9 protein-coding genes and 1 pseudogene are annotated in these 20,261 nt (G+C 64.1%); 7 read left to right on the top strand and 3 right to left on the bottom strand.

The window, feature by feature from the left end; genetic code table 11:
* Positions 1-39 precede the first annotated feature (39 nt).
* Entirely contained in the window at positions 40-1,983 is a 1,944-nt protein-coding gene (locus ACVIJ6_RS19315; protein ID WP_456773981.1) for a PrkA family serine protein kinase, read from the bottom strand.
* A 1,148-nt stretch (positions 1,984-3,131) separates the two neighbouring features.
* Here ACVIJ6_RS19315 and ACVIJ6_RS19310 point away from each other — a divergent pair.
* From ACVIJ6_RS19310 to ACVIJ6_RS19290, 5 genes and pseudogenes are all read left to right on the top strand, one after another.
* Positions 3,132-5,979: pseudogene (locus tag ACVIJ6_RS19310) on the top strand (bifunctional transaldolase/phosoglucose isomerase).
* A gap of 15 nt (positions 5,980-5,994) precedes the next feature.
* Positions 5,995-7,032 carry a phosphogluconate dehydrogenase (NAD(+)-dependent, decarboxylating) gene (gene gnd, locus ACVIJ6_RS19305; protein WP_456773980.1) on the top strand — a complete coding sequence of 346 codons (1,038 nt, stop codon included), beginning with the start codon at positions 5,995-5,997 and terminating at the stop codon, positions 7,030-7,032.
* Positions 7,029-8,552, top strand: a complete 1,524-nt coding sequence (zwf, locus tag ACVIJ6_RS19300; protein WP_456773979.1) for a glucose-6-phosphate dehydrogenase — start codon at positions 7,029-7,031, stop codon at positions 8,550-8,552. Before gnd ends, zwf begins: the two co-directional genes overlap by 4 nt.
* Before the next feature lie 4 nt (positions 8,553-8,556).
* Positions 8,557-9,825 carry a 6-phosphogluconolactonase gene (gene pgl / locus ACVIJ6_RS19295; RefSeq protein ID WP_456773978.1) on the top strand — a complete coding sequence of 423 codons (1,269 nt, stop codon included), beginning with the start codon at positions 8,557-8,559 and terminating at the stop codon, positions 9,823-9,825.
* An 18-nt stretch (positions 9,826-9,843) separates the two neighbouring features.
* Positions 9,844-10,656 (top strand): HAD family hydrolase, encoded by an 813-nt coding sequence (locus tag ACVIJ6_RS19290; RefSeq protein ID WP_456773977.1) that lies wholly within the window; start codon positions 9,844-9,846, stop codon positions 10,654-10,656.
* Positions 10,657-10,670: 14 nt separating this feature from the next.
* On the opposite strand, the gene ACVIJ6_RS19285 is transcribed toward ACVIJ6_RS19290, so the two are convergent.
* On the bottom strand, positions 10,671-12,482 hold the full coding sequence (locus ACVIJ6_RS19285) for a glycoside hydrolase family 15 protein (RefSeq protein ID WP_456773976.1): 1,812 nt from the start codon (positions 12,480-12,482) through the stop codon (positions 10,671-10,673).
* A gap of 42 nt (positions 12,483-12,524) precedes the next feature.
* Positions 12,525-14,477: a 4-alpha-glucanotransferase gene (gene malQ, locus ACVIJ6_RS19280; protein WP_456773975.1), complete on the bottom strand. Its 1,953-nt coding sequence runs from the start codon at positions 14,475-14,477 to the stop codon at positions 12,525-12,527.
* A gap of 341 nt (positions 14,478-14,818) precedes the next feature.
* Here malQ and treS point away from each other — a divergent pair, with 341 nt between their 5' ends.
* Both treS and glgB read left to right on the top strand, forming a co-directional pair.
* Positions 14,819-18,124, top strand: coding sequence for a maltose alpha-D-glucosyltransferase (gene treS, locus ACVIJ6_RS19275; protein WP_456773974.1), 3,306 nt, complete (start codon positions 14,819-14,821; stop codon positions 18,122-18,124).
* A complete protein-coding gene (glgB, locus tag ACVIJ6_RS19270; RefSeq protein WP_456773973.1) occupies positions 18,121-20,259 on the top strand; it encodes a 1,4-alpha-glucan branching protein GlgB in 2,139 nt (712 codons plus the stop codon). Before treS ends, glgB begins: the two co-directional genes overlap by 4 nt.
* The last annotated feature ends 2 nt before the right edge of the window (positions 20,260-20,261 follow it).

The following is a 20,261-nucleotide window of genomic DNA, read 5'->3' as shown; positions in this document are numbered from 1 at the left end:
CCTGCAGCACATGCAGTGAACACCGGCGCCGGACCATGATCAACCCGCCTGCTTCACCCGCATGTACCACTCGACCAGCCGGCGGACCTGCCGCTCGGTATAGCCGCGCTCGACCATGCGCTGGACGAAGTCGGCATGCTTCTTCTCGGTCTCACCGTCCTTCTTGGTGCCGAAGGAGATGACCGGCAGAAGGTCTTCGACCTGCGAGAATATCCTCTTTTCGATGACTTCGCGGATCTTTTCGTAGGAGGTCCAGGACGGATTTTTTCCGCCATTCTGGGCCCGGGAGCGCAACGAGAACTTGACAACCTCGTTGCGGAAGTCCTTGGGGTTGGCAATGCCCGCCGGCTTTTCGATCTTGGTCAGCTCCTGGTTCAACAGCTCGCGATTGAGCAGTTGTCCCGTATCGGGATCCTTGAAGTCCTGATCCTCGATCCAGGCATCGGCATAGTCGACATAGCGGTCGAACAGATTCTGGCCATAGTCGGAGTAGGATTCGAGATACGCCTTCTGGATCTCGTGGCCGATGAACTCGGCATAGCGCGGCGCCAGATCCGCCTTGATGAATTCGAGATAGCGCTTCTCGATCTCCTCCGGCAACTGCTCACGCTTGATCGACTGCTCCAGCACATACATCAGATGCACGGCATCGGCGGAGACTTCCGACGTGTCGTGATTGTAGGTCGCCGCCAGCACCTTGAAGGCGAAGCGGGTGGAGATGCCGTCCATGCCCTCGTCGACACCGGCGGCGTCGCGATATTCCTGCACGCTGCGCGCCTTCGGGTCGGACTCCTTCAGGCTCTCGCCGTCATAGACGCGCATCTTGGCGTAGAGCGTCGAGTTCTCGTGCTTGCGCAAACGAGACATCACCGAGAACCGTGCCAGCGTGTCCAAAGTCGCCGGCGCGCACGGCGCGGCAGCGAGCTCGGAGCCCTGGATCAGCTTCTCGTAGATCTTGCGTTCCTCGGTGACGCGCAGGCAGTACGGAACCTTGATGACGCAGATGCGGTCGATGAAGGCCTCGTTGTTCTTGTTCGTCTTGAAGCTCTGCCACTCGGACTCGTTGGAGTGGGCGAGGATCACGCCATTATAGGGGATCGCGCCGATGTTCTCGGTGCCGATATAGTTACCTTCTTGCGTCGCCGTCAGCAGGGGATGCAGCATCTTGATCGGCGCCTTGAACATCTCGACGAATTCGAGAATGCCCTGATTGGCGCGGTTGAGGCCGCCCGAATAGCTATAGGCATCGGGATCGTTCTGCGCGTAGGTTTCGAGCTTGCGGATATCGACCTTGCCGACCAGCGAGGAAATGTCCTGGTTGTTCTCGTCGCCCGGCTCGGTCTTGGCGATGCCGATCTGGCGCAGCCGCGACGGCTGGATCTTGGCGACGCGGAATTGCGAGATGTCGCCGCCGAAGGCTTCGAGCCGCTTGTAGCACCAGGGGCTCATCAGGCCGGTGAGACGTCGGCGTGGAATGCCGTACTTCTCTTCCAGCATCGGGCCCAAAGTGTCCGGATCGAACAGGCTGAGTGGCGATTCGAATACCGGGCTTAGCTCATCGCCGGCTTTCAGCACGTAGATGGGATGCACCTCCATCAGTTGCTTGAGCCGTTCGGACAGCGACGACTTGCCGCCGCCGACGGGGCCGAGCAGATAAAGGATCTGCTTGCGCTCTTCCAATCCCTGCGCGGCGTGCCGGAAGAAGCCGACGATGCGTTCGATCGTGTCTTCCATGCCGTAGAAGCCGGCGAAGGCGGGATAGAGACGAATCGTGCGGTTCAAAAAAATACGGCCAAGGCGTGGGTCCTTGGCCGTGTCGATCATCTGAGGCTCACCGATCGCAGCTAGTAGTCGCTCAGCGGCGTTCGCGTATCGCATCGGGTCGGTTCGACACGATTCAAGATATTCCTGCATCGACATGTCGGTCTGGCTTCGTGCCTCGAACGACCTCGCGAACGCGTTGAACAACGAATCGTTGTACATGATCCCTCTCCACGTAGGTTCCGCCGCACTGCTGCAACGAGCCGAGATCGAAGTACGTTCCTCCGCTCTCGAACGACTCAGAGTGAAGCGCGCTAGCCCCTATTGGGCACCCTCTTGGTCCTCTTCCGCAACGCAAAGTGCATGCAGCATATGCCCTATCAACATGCACTTCGCTCAATAGTTCGGCAAAACGGCGCCAATCGACCCTATTTGTAACCCATTGTCTCCGCTTCGCAACATCCGCAATACCCCGGCACCGTAGTCTTCCCGCGCGCGCAAGGCGTTGTGAAAGCACGTGAACCTGGCCCCGCGAAGCAGCAAAACAGTGTCTCTGTCGAGGTGAACCGCAAGTGAACGTCAATCTTTCTCTGCGAAGCGCGCGAAGATTGGAACGTTTTCGCCGTTCGTCGCCGTGATGCGCAGGAGTCACAGCTCGAGACAAACGATATCAGTCGCAGCACTCACCGCGCCGAAGACCAGATTTGTGCGAATCTCTCGCTGCCGTCTCACGGGCGCGATGATTGACGTCCGCATGCTCACCTGACGCGTGAGATCCACGCTGCAATGGCCGGATCGGCCTGACGTTCAGACTGAAGAGCCCGCACGCTGCCAACGTCGCGACCGCGCGCACCATCTCGGCACAAGCCGACTCAGATGCAGCGACCTCCAAAATAGATGTGGTGTGCGCGTGGCGTTGCAAGGCGAAGCGCGACCATCGCGACCGAGGCACGGGGCCGGATACGGCGGGGAGCGCCAAGCAACAGACGCCATGCGTCACCGTCCATTTGAATGAAATCCATGCGGATGGCATCGACAGCTCAGCCCGGCTCTCGCGAGCCCTCAGGCGCAGTGTCCAGAGCCCGCCGGAAGACGTGGCCAATTCGCGCTGATCCCCGCGCGACCGGATGCGGTGCGCCGCTCACCCAGCCCGGCGCGCGCGACTGCATTCCCCCCGCCCCCTCCTGAGCCCCCATCCCGGCAATCCCCTCCGGGCAAGATCCCCTTGGGATTTCAGAGGGATCAATCCATTATGAATGGCGTTATCCGAACACGTGACGCATAGTCGTTCATATGAGGTCCATGTCGGTCTGGCACGATGCCGGGACTGGAACCCAAGAAAAGCAAGCCGACGCACATAGATAGGCATCATGAACCCGGTCAAAGCTCTCGAACAACACGGCCAGGCGGTCTGGCTCGATTTCCTCGCGCGCGGCTTTGTCGCCAAGGGCGACTTGAAGCGGCTGATCGACGAGGACGGCGTCAAAGGCGTCACGTCCAATCCTGCCATCTTCGAGAAGGCGATCGGCAGTTCGGACGAATATGACGCCCCCATCGCCAAGGCCTTGAAAGGCGGCGACCGCTCGCCGACACAACTGTTCGAGGCGGTTGCGGTCGAGGACATCCAGAACGCCGCCGACGTTCTCCGGCCGGTCTACGACAGCTTCGACGGCAATGACGGCTTCGTCAGCCTCGAAGTGTCGCCATATCTGGCGATGGACGCCAAGGGGACGATCGCCGAGGCCGAGCAGTTGTGGAAGGCGGTCGACCGGCGGAACTTGATGATCAAGGTGCCGGCGACGGAGGCCTGCCTGCCGGCCATCCAGCACCTGATCTCCCGGGGAATCAGCGTCAACATCACGCTGCTGTTCGCGCAGGAGGTCTACCGGCAGGTCGCCGAGGCCTATCTCGCCGGCCTCGAAGCTTATGTCGCCGATGGCGGCGATCCGTCGCATGTCGCCAGCGTGGCCTCGTTCTTCGTCAGCCGCATCGACAGTGTCGTCGACAAACAGCTCGACGAAAAGATCGCTCAGGCCAACGATCCGACCGAAAAGGAGCGGCTGACCGCGCTCAAGGGCAAGATCGCCATCGCCAACGCCAAGATGGCCTACCAGGATTACAAGCGCCTGTTCTCCGGTGCGCGCTGGGAGCGGCTGGCAGCCAAGGGCGCCAAGCCGCAGCGGCTGCTCTGGGCCTCCACCGGCACCAAGAACAAGGACTACAGCGACAGTTCTCTACGTCGAGGAACTGATCGGTCCCAACACCGTCAACACCGTGCCGCCAGCGACCTTGGACGCCTTCCGCGACCACGGCAAGGTCCGCGACAGCCTCGAGGAGGACGTCGCGGCCGCTGAGGCGGCGCTCGAAGCGCTGGCCAAAACCGGCATCTCGCTCGACGAGATCACCGCGGAGCTGGTGATCGACGGCGTCAAGCAGTTCGCCGACGCCGCCGACAAGCTCTATGGCGCGGTTGCGCACAAACGCGCGGTCGTGCTCGGCGAGCGACTTGGGCAGCAGTCGCTCGCGGTTGCTGCTGATCTCGACAAGAAGCTGCAGGCCGCCACCGAGGATTGGCGCAAGACCGCCAAGATCCGCCGGCTCTGGCACAGGGATTCCTCGGTTTGGACCGGCAAGGACGAGCACAAATGGCTGGGCTGGCTGACCTGCGTCGAGAAGGCCGACATCGCCGACTATGAAGATTACGCCCAGCGCGTGAAGGGGCAGAAATTCTCCGATGCCGTCGTGCTCGGCATGGGCGGCTCCAGCCTCGGGCCGGAGGTGCTCGCCAAGACCTTCCCGCGCAAGGCCGGCTTCCCCAGGCTGCACGTGCTCGACTCCACCGACCCGGCGCAGGTGCGCGCGATGGAGAAGGCCATCGATATTTCGAAGACGGTGTTCATCGTCTCCTCGAAATCCGGCGGCACCACCGAGCCGAATGCGATGAAGGACTATTTCTTCGCCCGCGTAAGCGAGGCGATCGGGACGAACAAGGCCGGCCATCGCTTCATTGCCGTCACCGATCCCGGCTCATCGCTGGAGAAGGCAGCCAAAGCGCAAGGCTTCGCGCGCGTCTTCCACGGCGAGCCCTCGATCGGCGGCCGCTACTCGGTGTTGTCGCCATTCGGCCTGGTGCCGGCGGCCACCGCCGGAATCGACGTGCGCAAGTTGATCACCAACGCGCAGGCGATGGTGCGCTCATGCGGCCCCGACGTGCCGCCGCTGCAAAACCCCGGCGTACAGCTCGGCCTCGCGATCGGTCTTGCCGGCCTCGACGGCCGCGACAAGGTGACGATCTTCGCCTCGCCGAAGATCGCTGATTTCGGCGCCTGGGCGGAGCAGCTGATCGCGGAATCCACCGGCAAGGAAGGCAAGGGCCTGATCCCGATCGATGGCGAGCCCATCGGCGACCCCGCCGATTATGGCAGCGACCGCTTCTTCATCGACATCAGGGTCGAAGGCGACGACCTCCCCGATCATGACGCGAAGCTCGCCGCGCTGGAAGACGCCGGTCATCCGGTGGTCCGCATCGTCATCAGCTCGATCGATCAGCTCGGGCAGGAATTCTTCCGTTGGGAAATGGCGACCGCCGTCGCCGGTGCCGCGCTCGGCATCAACCCGTTCGACCAGCCGGATGTCGAATCCGCCAAGATCAAGACCCGCGAGCTGACGGCAGCGTTCGAGCAGACCGGCGCGCTTCCCGCCGAAGAGCCGGTCATTTCGGTCAAAGGCTGCGAGCTCTATACCGACGCGCACAACGCCGAAAGCCTGCGCGAGCATGGCGCGGACGGAACACTCGCCTCCTGGCTGAAGGCCCATCTCGGCCGCGCAAGCGACGGCGACTACATCGCCCTGCTCGGCTATATCGAGCACAATGGCGCCAACACCGACGCCCTGCAACGGATCAGGCTCAAGCTGCGCGACGCCAAACACCTCGCAACCTGCGCCGAATTCGGGCCACGCTTCCTGCACTCCACCGGACAGGCCTACAAGGGCGGACCGGACAGCGGCGTGTTTCTGCAGATCACCGCCGATGATGCCCAGGATCTGCCGATCCCTGGCCAGAAGGCGAGCTTCGGCGTGATCAAGGCGGCGCAGGCGCGCGGCGATTTCGATGTCCTCACCGAGCGCGGCCGACGCGCGTTGCGGGTGCACCTGAAGGGCAATCTCAAATCGGGCCTGAAGATGCTCGACAGCGCCATCACCGAAGCACTGAGCTAGGAAGGGCCCGCATCGATGCAATTGGGAATGATTGGTCTTGGGCGGATGGGCGGCAACATCGTTCGCCGCCTGATGCGCGCTGGACATTCCTGCGTGGTCTATGATCGCGATGCCAAGGCGGTCGCCGCCCTGGTCTCCGAAGGCGCCACCGGCGCCGCGAGCCTGGACGAGTTCGTCGGCAAGCTCGCGGCACCACGCCACGCCTGGATCATGCTGCCGGCCGGCAAGATCACCGAAGCCACCGTCGAGCAGTTGACCCAATTGATGACCGCCGATGACGTGATCATCGACGGCGGCAACAGCTTCTGGCAGGACGACGTCCGCCGCGGCAAGGCGCTCAGGGAACGTGGGCTGCATTACGTCGACGTCGGCACCTCAGGCGGCGTCTGGGGACTTGAGCGCGGCTATTGCATGATGATCGGCGGCGACAAGGCGGTGGTCGACCGGCTCGATCCGATCTTCGCCACGCTCGCGCCCGGCATCGGCGACATCCCGCGCACGCCGGGCCGTGACGGCCGCGATCCGCGCGTCGAGCAGGGCTATATCCATGCCGGCCCGACCGGCGCCGGCCATTTCGTCAAGATGATCCATAACGGCATCGAATACGGCTTGATGCAGGCCTATGCGGAAGGCTTCGACATCCTGAGGAATGCGAACAGCGAGGCGCTGCCCGAGGCGCATCGCTTCGAGTTCGATCTCGCCGATGTCGCCGAGGTCTGGCGCCGCGGCAGCGTCATTCCGTCCTGGCTGCTCGATCTCACGGCAAGCGCGCTGGCGCGCCAGCCGGGACTGGACAAATATTCCGGCTATGTCGAGGATTCCGGCGAGGGCCGCTGGACGGTGAATGCCGCAATCGACGAGGCCGTCCCGGCCGAAGTGCTGACGGCGGCCCTGTTCGCGCGTTTCCGCTCCCGCCAGGACCATACGTTCGCCGAAAAGATTCTCTCCGCCATGCGCGAAGGCTTCGGCGGGCATAAGGAGCCCGAGCAGCATCCCGATCCAGCGCGCCAGAGCGCGCCGGAGATCGTCAAACCGAAGGCGGACCGCGCGTGACTCCCTTGCATCCGCACCAGCCGCCCCACCAGAAGCCCGACGCCTGCGCCTTCGTGATCTTCGGCGTGACCGGCGACCTCACGCATCGCTTGGTGCTGCCGTCGCTCTACAATCTCGCCGCCGGCAATCTGCTGCCGGATCGGTTCTGCATCGTCGGCATCGCCCGCAAGGGCATGTCGAGCGAGCAGCTGCGCGTCAATCTGATGGAGGGCCTGCGCAAATACGCGACCCGTCCGGTCGAGGACGAGATCGCCCAGCGCCTGTTGCAATGCGTGACCGCGATCGAAGCCGATCCCAAGGAGCCGGATAGTTTCGATCAGTTGAAGGAGCGACTGGAGAAGCTGGAGGCCTCGCGGGAGACCCATGGCAACCGGCTGTTCTATCTGGCGACTCCGCCTGCCGCCTTCGCGCCGATCGCCCAGCAGCTCGGCCGCGTCGGGCTGCTCAAGGAGGACGGCAAGGCCTGGCGCCGCCTGGTGGTCGAAAAGCCGTTCGGCACCGACCTGGCGTCGGCGAAAAAACTCAACGATCAGCTGCTCGAGCTCGTGACCGAGCACCAGATCTATCGGATCGATCACTATCTCGGCAAAGAGACGGTGCAGAACATCCTGGTGCTGCGCTTCGCCAACGGCATGTTCGAGCCGATCTGGAACAGGCATCACATCGATCACGTGCAGATCACCGTCGAGGAGAAGCTCGGCGTCGGCACCCGTGGCAGCTTCTATGATGCCACCGGCGCGCTGCGCGACATGGTGCCGAACCATCTGTTCCAGCTGCTCTCACTGGTCGCGATGGAGCCGCCCGCACGGTTTGATGCGCACACCGTGCGGTCCGAAAAAGCCGAGGTGCTCTCGGCCATCCAGCCGCTCAGCGAGCAGGAAGCGCTGCTGAACTCCGTGCGCGGCCAATACAAGGCAGGCCTGGTCGGCGACACCGAGCTGCCCGACTATCGCAACACCAAGGATGTGGATCCCGACAGCGCGACCGAGACCTATGCGGCGCTGAAGCTGACCATCGACAATTGGCGCTGGGCCGGCGTGCCCTTCTATCTGCGCACCGGCAAGGCGCTGGGCGCCAAGCGCACCGAGGTCGCGATCAAGTTCCGCCAAGCGCCGTTCGCGATGTTCAGCTGCACGCCGATCGACACGCTGGCGGAGAACTATCTCGTCATAGGCATCGAGCCGACCCAGAGCATCACGCTCCAATTCAACACCAAGATCCCCGGACCGACCATCCGCACCGACGGCGTGCAGATGAAGTTCAACTACAAGGACTATTTCCAGGCCGAACCGGCCACCGGCTACGAGACGCTGATCTATGACTGCATGATCGGCGACAACATCCTGTTCCAGCGCGCCGACAGTGTCGAGGCCGGCTGGAAGGCCGTGGAGCCGTTCATCGAGGCCTGGAAGAAGGCCGGCCGCGACGGCCTGCATACGTACGAAGCGGGAAGCGAGGGGCCCAAAGCCGCCGCCGATCTGCTCGCGCGCGACGGCCGCAGCTGGCGAAAGCTGGCCTGAAGCGATGGGCGCGCCGTCTCCCGAACTGGTGCGCGTCGCCGACAAGGCGGCGATGGCGCGGGCTGCCGCCGATCTCCTGCTGGCGCGGATCGCCGCCAATGCCGGCCGGATCGCGATCTGCCTGACCGGCGGCTCGAGCCCCAAGCAGCTCTACGAGCTGCTGGCGACGGAAGCCTATCGCGACCGCATCCCCTGGCCACGCGTGCACTGGTTCATCGGCGACGAGCGGTTCGTTCCGCCAGGCGACGCTCTGCACAACATGACCATGGCGCGCCGCGCCTTCCTCGACGCCTGCGCGCCCGCCGCCAACATCCATCCGATCCCCACGGAGACAAGCAGTCCCGAACGCAGCGCGAACGCCTATGCGCGCGAGCTGATGGCGTTCTATGGCGCCGAGACGCTCGATCCGGCCCGGCCCCTGTTCGACCTCGTGCTGCTCGGCATCGGGCCCGACGGCCACATCGCCTCGCTGTTTCCAGGCTACCCCGCGGTCGAGGTCCGGGACCGCTGGGTGGTGGGCGTCGACAAAGCCCATGTTGCGCCGTTCGTGCCGCGGGTCAGCCTGACACTGCCGGCCCTCGCCTCCTGCCGCACCATGCTGTTCGAGGTGGGTGGGGCCGACAAGCGACCGATCCTGACCCGGGTCCTGGCCGGCGAAGACCTGCCGGCCAATCGCGCCCGCTCGATCCATGAGACGAGGTTCCTGATCGACGCGGCGGCGTGGCCGCAGACTGCGGCGGATCAATCCGCGCCTGAGATGCCGCACGCCCTCGTCATCATGGGTGTCTCAAGCTCAGGCAAGAGCACGGTCGGGCAAGCGCTCGGCCGGCGCCTCGGCTGGCGCTTCGAGGATGGCGACAGTTTCCACCCGCCGGCCAATGTCGCGAAGATGAGCGCGGGCCAGCCCCTCACCGACGCCGATCGCTGGCCCTGGCTGCAGGCGATCGCCGATGAGATTGCGCGCTGTCGCGCCAAGGGCGAGCCGATCATCATCGCCTGCTCGGCGCTCAAGAAGGCCTATCGCAAGATCCTGGTCGGCGATCGCGGCGACGTCCGCCTGGTCTATCTCGAAGGGGATCGCGAGCTGATCGGCGACAGGATGGGCCACCGCAAAGGGCATTTCATGCCGACCGGCCTGCTCGACAGCCAGTTCGCGACGCTGGAACCACCTGGCGCCGACGAGCATCCTGTCACGGTCTCAGTCGACGCGCCGGTCGAGACCATTGTCGACGACATCCTGCAACAGCTTCACATCGGTCAGGACCGTGCCTGACTGCAAATGGAACGGCTCATGACCCGCATCGCTCTCGTCGTGTCCGACGTCGACGGCACGCTATTGACCAAGGACAAGGTTCTGACCGAACGCGCGGCCAAGGCAGCCCGGCAATTGCGCGAGGCCGGCATCGCCTTCACGATCACCTCCAGCCGTCCAGCGATCGGCATGGGCTTTCTGATCGCGCCCTTGCAGATCGACCTGCCGGTCGGTCCGTTCAACGGCAGCTCGATCATCGATCCCGCGATGCGTCCGCTTGAACAGAGCCTGATTCCCGCCGAGGCCGCCGCGCGCTGCGTCGATCTGCTCCAGCAGCGCGGCATCGATATCTGGGTGTTCACCAGCGATTCTTGGCTGACGCGCAACGCGGCCGGCGATTACGTGCCGAACGAGCAGCGCGCCATCCGGGCGGATCCGACCATCATCAGCGACTTCTCGCCGTATTTGTCCCAGGCCTGCAAGATCGTCGGTTCGAGCCGCGATTTCGACCTGCTGGCCCGCTGCGAAGGCGAGATGCGGGAGCTGTTGGGGACTGACGCGACCGCCGTACGCTCGCAGAGCTACTATCTCGATATTACCCCGCCGGGCCGCAACAAGGGCACCTTCGTCACCGCCATGGCCGCACGGCTCGGCATACCGCTCAGCCAGGTCGCCACCATCGGCGACATGCACAATGACGTCGCCATGTTCGAGGTCAGCGGGCTGTCGATCGCGATGGGCAATGCCAGCGACGAGGTGAAGAGCCACGCCACGCGGGTCACCACCTCCAACCAGGACGAAGGCTTCGCCAACGCGATGGAGATGATCGTGGCGGAGAACGTGCAAGATTAGTCTGCGATCCCGCGTCAGGCCTCCGAGCGCTGCTTGGCCGGCTTGTGCCCGGCCTTCTTGGCGCCGCTCAGATTCTGCGCCGTGTTGATCAGCGCGATATGCGTCAGCGCCTGGGGCAAGTTGCCGGTCTGCCGACGCGCCTGCGTGTCGTACTCCTCCGCGAGCAGGCCGACGTCGTTGGCGAGCGCGACCACCCGCTGGAACAGCGTCTCCGCCTTCGCGATGTCGCCGGCGAGCACATGTGCGTCGGCGAGCCATAGCGTGCAAGCGAGGAACGCGCCTTCGATCGGCTGCTGCTCATCCGACGGGGCCTCCCGCGGATCGTGCCGCATGACCAGCCCGTCGCGGATCAGGTGCCGCTCGATCGCTGCGATGGTGCTGCTGATGCGCGGATCGGAGCAAGGCAGGAATCCGACCGCGGGCAGCAGCAGCAGGCTCGCATCGAGCAGCTGCGATCCGTAGGAATCGACGAAGCTGCCGACACCGGCGTCGTAGCCCTTGTCGCAGACATCGCGATGAATCGTGTCGCGCAGCCGACGCCAGCGCTCGAGCGGCGCCGTCAGCTGGAATCGCTCGGCGCTCTTGATCGCGCGGTCGAACGCCACCCAGGTCATCACCTTCGAGAAGACGTAGTGCCGGCCATCGCCACGGCGCTCCCAGATGCCCTGATCGGGTTGGTCCCAGACGTCGGTGAGATGGTCGAGCACGGCGTATTCGAGCGCCCAGGTGCCGTCCTGCAGCCGGAGCTTGGTCATGCGCGCCTGATGGAACGCATCGATGAGCTCGCCATAGACGTCGAGCTGAAGCTGGGCATGGGCGGCGTTGCCGATCCGGACCGGCAGCGAGCCTTCATAACCGGGCAGCCATTCGGCCTGCCATTCCGTCAGCCGCCGCTGCCCCATGATGCCATACATGATCTGCATGTGGGCGGGAGCGCCGGCGGCCGCGCGCAGCAGCCAATTGTGCCAGGCCAGTGCTTCCTCGGTATAGCCCGAGTTCATCAGCGCCAGCAGCGTGAACGTGGCGTCGCGCAGCCAGCAGAAGCGATAATCCCAATTGCGCCTGCCGCCGAGCTTCTCCGGCAGAGACGTCGTCGGCGCAGCAACGATGCCCCCCGTCGGAGCATAAGTGAGGGCCTTCAGCGTGATCAGCGATCGCATCACGAGGTCGCGATGATCGCCGCGGTAGCTGCAACGGCTCGACCAGTCGGTCCAGAAGGCCTCGGTGTCGGCAAGGGCCTGTTCTGGGTCGATCGCCTTGGGCGGCGGCAGATGCGACGGACTATAGGTCAGCGCGAAGGGAATGGTGGTGCCGGCCGTGACCTCGAATTCGGCGACCGTCGTCATGCTCTCGCCGCGCGTCTCGACCGGCGTATGCAGCACGGCCATGTCAGGTCCGCACACCGCGAGCAGCGCGGAGCGGTCCTCGGTCCGCCGGACCCAGGGGATCTCGACGCCAAACCCGAAGCGGATGATCAGGTCCATCCGCATCGCGACCCGTCCGGACACACCGCGGACCAGACGGACGACATCGGAGGCGCTGCCGCGCGGCGGCATGAAGTCGATCAGCTCGACGATGCCCGCCGGCGTCTCGAAGCGGGTTTCGAGAATGAGGCTGTCGCCGCGATAGCGGCGCGACACCGCGCTGACCTCGTCCCGCGGTTCGATCAGCCAACGGCCATGGCCGCGATCGCCGAGAAGAGCCGCGAAACACGCGTCCGAATCGAACGCCGGCCAGCACAGCCAGTCGATCGAGCCATTGCGGCCGACGAGCGCAGCCGTCTCACAATCGCCGATCAGCGCATAGTCTTCGATCCTGCAGGACATTCCACATCCGCATGCAAATGCCCCCGCCCGATGCCGCGTTCTCTAAACGCGGGCCGCGCTGATCCGTTCGGCGGTCGCCGATTTCAAGGCGTCGATGCCCGCCGTCGCGGAGATCTCCTCGATGGCGACCGGCATCTTGCGGCGCCAGTTCGGATGCTCGTCGATGGTGCCGGGAATATTGGGCTGGTCGACCACCTCGAGCAGGTCCTCGAGCGAAATCGCCAGCAACCGCGAGCGAGTCCGCGACAGAAACCGGATCGCGGAATGGACGTCGTTGGCTGCAATGCCATTGTCGCGGAGCACCTCGTCCCAATAGCCGAGGGCACGCCAGCGATCCTCGTCGCTCTCGCCGGGATCGATGCCCAAGCCGCGCTTGGTCCGGAGATCACCGAACGAGCGCCAGCCGGCATAGGTCGAGAGGTCGTGCGTGTTCAGCGTCACCAGCGCATTCGGCGGGTAATAATCGACGTCGCGGAAGCGTCCATTGTCGTCGCGCTCGAAGATCATCACCTTGTAGGACCACAGACCCCAATCGGCCATCTGCTCGCGAAAACCTTCGGGAACGGTGCCGAGGTCCTCGCCGATGACGACGCATTTGTTGGCCACGCTTTCGATGGCTGTGGCGGCGAGCAGTGGCTCGAACGGCATCTGGACGTAGGCACCCTGCTTGGCGGGAAAGCCGTGCGGCACCAGATAGAGCCGCTTCAGGCCGAGCACATGGTCCAGCCGGATCGCCCCGGCATGCCGCATCGACGCCCGCACCATCTCCCGGAACGGCTCGAAGTTCTTCAGTTCCAGGCCCGGGGCGTTGAAACCCGCCAGGCCCCAGTTCTGCCCGACCGTATTCAACGGATCGGGTGGCGCGCCGACCGACAAGGTCCGTGAAATCGCGCCCTGCTCGTTCCAGGCATCGAAGCCGTCGGACTGAACGCCGACCGCGACATCGAGATAGAGCCCGACCTTCATGCCGAGCCGGTGCGCAAGATCCCTGCAATGGCGCAGCTGCCGCTCCGCCAGCCATTGGACATAGGCGACAAAATCGGCCTCGCGGCGATCCGGACCATTGAGCAGCGCCGCACAGCGTGCTGCGTCAGGTTGCCGCCATTCCTCCGGCCATTCCCACCAGGGCTGCTGGAACCGATGCCGCAACACCTCGAAACAGGTGAACCGCGCCAGCAGATCGCCACGCTCGGCGCGATAGGCCTTGAACTCCGCCGCATCAGCGCTGTCGGGCGCGGCCAGGAATCGGTCGAAGGCGGCGCGCAAGGCCGGCCATTTCAACGCCGCCACGCCGTTGTAGTCGACCAGCTCGGTCTGCCGCAGCGCCTCCAGCGCCTTGCTGTCCGGCCCGTTCCGGAACCCCGGCGCCTGCTCGACATCGACATAAAGCGCGTTGAGGAACAGCCGGCTGTTCGGCGCATAGGGGCTGAAATCGCCCGACCGGTCGTCGAACAACGCGTGCAGCGGATTGAGACCGACGCCGTCAGCGCCCAGTTTGGCGCAGAGTTCGATCAGATGCGCGAGATCCGTGAAATCGCCCATGCCCCAATTGCGCCGGGAGCGGATACCGTAAAGCTGCACCGCCAGCAGCCAGACACGATCGAAATCGCCCGAGAACGCCTGGCCGGGCGCGACCAACAGCGGCAAGTCCTCGCGACACGAGGACGCATCGGTCAGCTCGACGCGATAGCTGCCCACCGCGAGGTCGGCCGGCCATTCAAGCAGCCCATCCTGCATCTCGCCGCTGGCGGCCTCGACATCGCCACGCTTGATCGTCCATCTGACGGGCAGCTGGGCCGCCTCGTTGAGGCGGCTGCGCGCGGGCTGCCCTGCCCGAATCACCACGGCGTCGTTCAGGAGCCGGTGCGGCGTCGGCCTGGGGAAGGCCTCGACGATGATCTTGAGCGCCGCTTCATCGGTGACGCGGCGCTGCCCCTGACCGTCGTAGAATTCTGTCAGGATTCCGAGACTATGAGCTTGGCTGAAGAGATCCATTCGGCACGCGATCTGGACGTAAGGAGACCGTACGTCGTGAAATTGTTGTGGGACGGCAAGAGGATAAGCCCCTAACGCAGCGCGTCTGCCGTCGTTCCTTCGGGAACCAAACGAGGCTTGCCGCTTTGTAAGGTGGTCGTCTCGGGGCCTAGCGAACCGGGACGACGATTTCTTGTCAATGGCATCACCGTGAACAAATTTGCGCCCCCGCCCGAAAGCGTCATCCCTCGCGACGCTTTGTCCCCTATTCTGCCCTCTTTTGAGGAGAGCCGCTTCGGTCAGGCCCATCGGCCCCCCGAATCGCAGCCGCCTCGTCATCCTCTCTCCTAGGTGAGGGCTTCATGAACCTGATGTCATCCCTGGATGCGCCCAACCTCCAGACCACAACCGATGGCGACGGCCTGTGGTACAAGGACGCGATCATCTACCAGCTGCATGTCAAGGCGTTCGCCGACAGCAACAATGACGGCATCGGCGATTTTGTCGGCCTGACCGAAAAGCTGGACTATCTTCAGGACCTCGGCGTCACCGCGCTGTGGCTGCTGCCGTTCTATCCCTCCCCCGGGCGCGACGACGGCTATGACATCGCCGATTACGGCAGCATCAATCCCGATTTCGGCACGATGAAGGACTTCAAGCGCTTCATCCAGGAGGCCCAGCGCCGGGGTTTGCGCGTCATCACCGAGCTCGTCGTCAATCACACATCCGACCAGCACCATTGGTTCAAGCGCGCCCGGCGCAGCCCGCCCGGGTCCAGCGCCCGCAACTGGTATGTCTGGAGCGACACCGACCAGAAATATCTGGGCACACGGATCATCTTCACCGACACCGAGAAGTCGAACTGGACCTGGGACCCCGAAGCCGGCCAGTTCTACTGGCATCGCTTCTTCTCGCACCAGCCGGATCTGAATTTCGACAATCCGCGGGTGGTGAGCGCGATCATCCAGGTGATGAAGCGCTGGCTCGATGCCGGGGTCGACGGCTTCCGGCTCGACGCGATCCCCTATCTCTGCGAGCGTGACGGCACCAACAACGAGAACCTCCCCGAGACGCATGCGATCATCAAGCGTCTGCGCGTCGAGCTCGACAATTATGCCAAGGACAAGCTGCTGCTGGCGGAAGCCAATCAATGGCCGGAGGACGTACAGGAATATTTCGGCCTGGGCGACGAGTGCCACATGGCCTACCACTTCCCGCTGATGCCGCGCATCTACATGGCCATCGCGCAGGAGGACCGCTTCCCGATCACCGACATCCTGCGCCAGACGCCGGATATTCCCGCGACCTGCCAATGGGCGCTGTTCCTGCGCAACCATGACGAACTGACCTTGGAGATGGTCACCGATGTCGAGCGCGATTACCTGTGGTCGACCTATGCCAATGATCCGCGCGCGCGCATCAATGTCGGCATCCGCCGGCGCCTCGCGCCGCTCATGGACAATGACCGACGCAAGATCGAGCTGATGAATTCGCTGCTGATGTCGTTCCCGGGCACGCCGATCATCTATTACGGCGACGAGATCGGCATGGGCGACAACATCTATCTCGGCGACCGCAACGGCGTGCGCACGCCGATGCAGTGGACGCCGGACCGCAATGGCGGCTTCTCGCGCGCCGACCCGGCCCGGCTGTATGCGCCGATGATCATGGATCCGGTCTACGGCTACGAGGCCGTCAATGTCGAGGCGCAGTCGCGCAGCCTGTCGTCGCTGCTCAATGCGACCAAGAAGCTGATCTCGGTGCGCAAATCGACGCTCGCCTTCGGCCGCGGCACCATGAGCTTCATCCGCCCGGCCAACCGCTCCGTGCTGGCCTATGTCCGGCAATACAAGGACGAGGTCATTCTCTGCGTCGCCAACCTGTCGCGGTCGGCGCAGGCGACGGAGCTCGACCTCTCGGCCTTCAAGGACCGCGTCCCGATCGAAATGCTGGGCCGGTCGCGTTTCCCCGCGATCGGCGAGGTACCTTATATGATCACGCTGGCGCCGTACGGGTTCTACTGGTTTCAACTGCGGGAGCGGGAGAAGTCCGAACCGGTGGTCCAGCGCGCCGTGCCGGAATTCGAGACGCTGGTGGTTCCGGTCGGGTCGACCTGGGTCTCGCTGGCGCGCACGCGGAGCCTGTTCGAGCGCGACGTGCTGCCCGGACATCTGGCGCGCACGCGCTGGTATCCGGAACGGTCGGCCGATGCGATCCACCCGACGCTGACATCCGCCATTCCTTTCTGCGACATCGGCGACAACCGGCCCTGGCTGATCTTCTTCAAGGCGGCTGAGCGCAAGGACGAGTTACGCTATCTGCTGCCGATGTGGATCGACTGGGTTCGCTTCGATCGCGAGCGCTACAATCCGCAGGCGTTTGCCGCCGTGCGCCAGGGCGCGCGCGAAGGCACCGTATTGGACGCCGCGACCAGCCCGATCTTTCTCGCTCTGCTGCTGCGCAATCTCCGGCAGTCGCTCACCGTGGAGGAAGACGGGCTGCGCCTCGAATTTCGTCCGACCTCAAGATTCCCCGATCGGCCGATCAGCGAGTCCGAGCACGTTCGCATCATCGAGACCGATCGCTGCAGCAGCAAGGCCGTCGTCAACAACGACTACTTCATCAAGATCTACCGTGAACTCGAGGCAGGCGTTCACCCCGAGATCGATGTCGGCCATTTCCTGACCGAAACTGTCGGCTTCGCCAACGTGCCGCCATTGCTGGGCAGCGTCGAGTTCATCCAGGACGACGAGCGCCGCATGATCGGAAGCGTTCATGGCTTCATCGAGAACCAGGGCGACGGCTGGACCGTCACCCTGGCCTATCTCGATCGCTACATCGACGACCAGCGGGTGTTCACCGCCCAGGGCGACGAGCGGCAAAACGAGGAGCGCTCCCCCTATCTCCGCTATATGGCTCAGGCGGGCCGACGGGTCGGCGAGCTGCATGCGGCCCTGGCATCCCGCAACGACATCGCCGATTTTGCCCCCGAGCCGACCACAGCCGACAGCCTCGATCATTGGATCGACCGGCTTCGCGCTCAGGCCAACCGGGTCCTCGCCCGACTGAGCGAGCGGCGCGACCACTTCAAGGACCCGGAACGTGGCCTCATCGATCAGGTGCTCGCCATGCGCGGCGATTTGTCCGAGCGGCTGAGCCATCTGATTCCGCACCACGTCGGCGGCTGCGATATCCGCCTGCATGGCGATTTCCATCTCGGCCAGATCCTGATCGTCAAGGATGACATCTGCATCATCGATTTCGACGGCGACGAGGAGCAGCCGCTGGCCGAGCGTCGCCGCAAGGCGCCGCCCGCGAAAGACATCGCAGGCTTCCTGCGCTCGATCGACTGCTCGGTCCGTGTTGCGCTCGATCACGCCCTGCAGGCCGCCCCCGACGATCACAGCAAGCTGACCACAGCCTTGGCGGACTGGCGCGACCAGGCTAGCGCGGCGTTCTTGGCAGGTTATCGCGAGATCAAGGCCGCTCAGAGCCTCTGGCCTGACGATCCGCACACCGCCGAGGCGCTCCTGAGCTTTTTCCTGCTGGAAAAAGCGCTCGGCGCACTGGAATATGACCTCGCTCACCGGCCGGACTGGCTACGCGTCGCGCTGGGCAACCTGCTTCGCGTCCTGTCCGTGCCAGCACCTGCCAGTGAGTCCTCATGACCCATCTTTCTCCCGAGGGGTTTGCGATCATCGAAGGTCGGCATGCCGACCCGTTTCGCTATCTCGGTCAACACGACGTCGACGGCCGGACCGTGATCCGCGCGTTCCTGCCCGAGGCCTCGCGCGTCGAGGCCGTCGGAGACAATGGCGAGGTGGCACCGCTTGCACGGATCCATGACGCCGGCCTGTTCACCGGGACCATGTCGGGGCCGCAGCGCTATCGGCTGCGGGCCACGTTCGGCGATCACGTCGCCGACCTCGAAGACCCCTATCGCTTCCTGCCGATCCTGACCGATTTCGACCTGCATCTGCTCGGCGAGGGCAATCACGAGCGACTCTATGACAAGCTCGGCGCCCACCCGATGGTGCTCGACGGCGTCGACGGGGTTGGCTTCGTCGTGCTGGCGCCGAACGCACGTCGGGTCAGCGTGGTCGGCGATTTCAACTTCTGGAATGCGCGGCGTCACCCGATGCGGGTGCGCGGCAACGGCTATTGGGAGCTGTTCATTCCCCGCGCCAAAGCCGGGGATCACTACAAGTTCGACATTATCGGCCCGCAGGGCGAACATCTGCCGCTGAAATCGGACCCGATGGCGTTCGCGGCCGAGATGCGCCCCAAGACAGCATCTATCGTCGTGGACGAAACGCGCCTGCCCAGACCGCGACCAGCCCCCTCGGACATCAACAAGCTGAACAAGCCGGTTTCGATCTACGAGGTGCATCTCGGGTCCTGGCGGCGCAAGGACAACAACCAATGGCTCACCTATCGCGAGCTGGCCGAGCAGCTGCCGGCCTATGCGCGCGACCTGGGTTTTACGCATATCGAATTCCTCCCCGTCAGCGAGCACCCGTTCGACGGCTCCTGGGGCTATCAGCCCACCGGCCTGTTCGCACCGACCAGCCGTTTCGGCAGCCCGGAGGATTTCTGCGCCCTGGTGGACGCCTGCCACCGCGAGGGGCTGGCGGTCTGGCTCGACTGGGTGCCCGGACATTTCCCGGATGATCCGCACGGCCTTGGCCATTTCGACGGCACGGCGCTGTACGAGCACGCCAACCCGATGCAAGGCCGCCATCTCGATTGGGGCACCCTGATCTACAACTACGGCCGCACCGAAGTGGCCAATTTCCTGCGCTCGAACGCGCTGTTCTGGCTGGAGCGCTATGGCATCGACGGCCTGCGCGTCGACGCCGTCGCCTCGATGCTCTATCTCGACTACAGCCGTCCGTCCGGCGGCTGGATCCCGAACAAGTATGGCGGGCGGGAGAACCTGGAGGCGATCGAGTTTCTGCGCCGAACCAATATCGACGTGTTCGGCCATTTCCCGCAGGCGACGACGGCCGCAGAGGAATCTACCGCCTGGCCGCAGGTGTCGCGCCCCGTCGACATCGGCGGGCTCGGTTTCGGCTACAAGTGGAACATGGGTTGGATGCACGACACCTTGCGCTATATCAGCAAGGATCCGATCCACCGCAAATATCACCACGGCGAGATCCTGTTCGGCCTCCACTACGCCTTTTCAGAAAACTTCATCCTGCCGCTGTCGCATGACGAGGTCGTGCACGGCAAGCGCTCGGTCCTCGGCCGCATGCCTGGCGACGATTGGCAACGCTTCGCCAATTTGCGCGCCTATTACAGCTTCATGTTCGGACATCCGGGCAAGAAGCTGTTGTTCATGGGCTGTGAGATCGCCCAGGAGCGCGAGTGGAATCACGATTCCTCGCTCGATTGGCACCTGCTCGGCGACCCGAAATATGCCGGCATCCAGGCGCTGATCCGCGACCTCAACCATCTCTATCGCAATCAGCCCGCTTTGCACGAGCGGGATTGCGAGCCGGAGGGGTTTGAATGGCTGATCACGGACGATGCCGACCGCAATGTCTTCGCCTGGGTCCGAAAGGGCTTCGATGAGCGTGCCCGCTGCGTCGTGGTCGTGAACTTTTCGCCCAACGTGTATTACAATTACCGGGTCCGCGTGCCGCTCGGCGGCACATGGCGGGAAGTCTTCAATTCCGACTCCTCGCATTATGGCGGCAGCAATGTCGGCAACGTCGGCCAGGTCCATGCCTCTGAAGATCAACAGCTCAACCTCATCCTCCCGCCCATGGCAGCGGTATTTCTCGTCCCGGAAGCCTGACG

The sequence above is a fragment of the Bradyrhizobium sp. USDA 4369 genome (assembly GCF_054056435.1).
The sequence above is the reverse complement of the archived record's forward strand: the minus strand, read 5'-3'. Positions and strand labels throughout refer to the sequence as shown.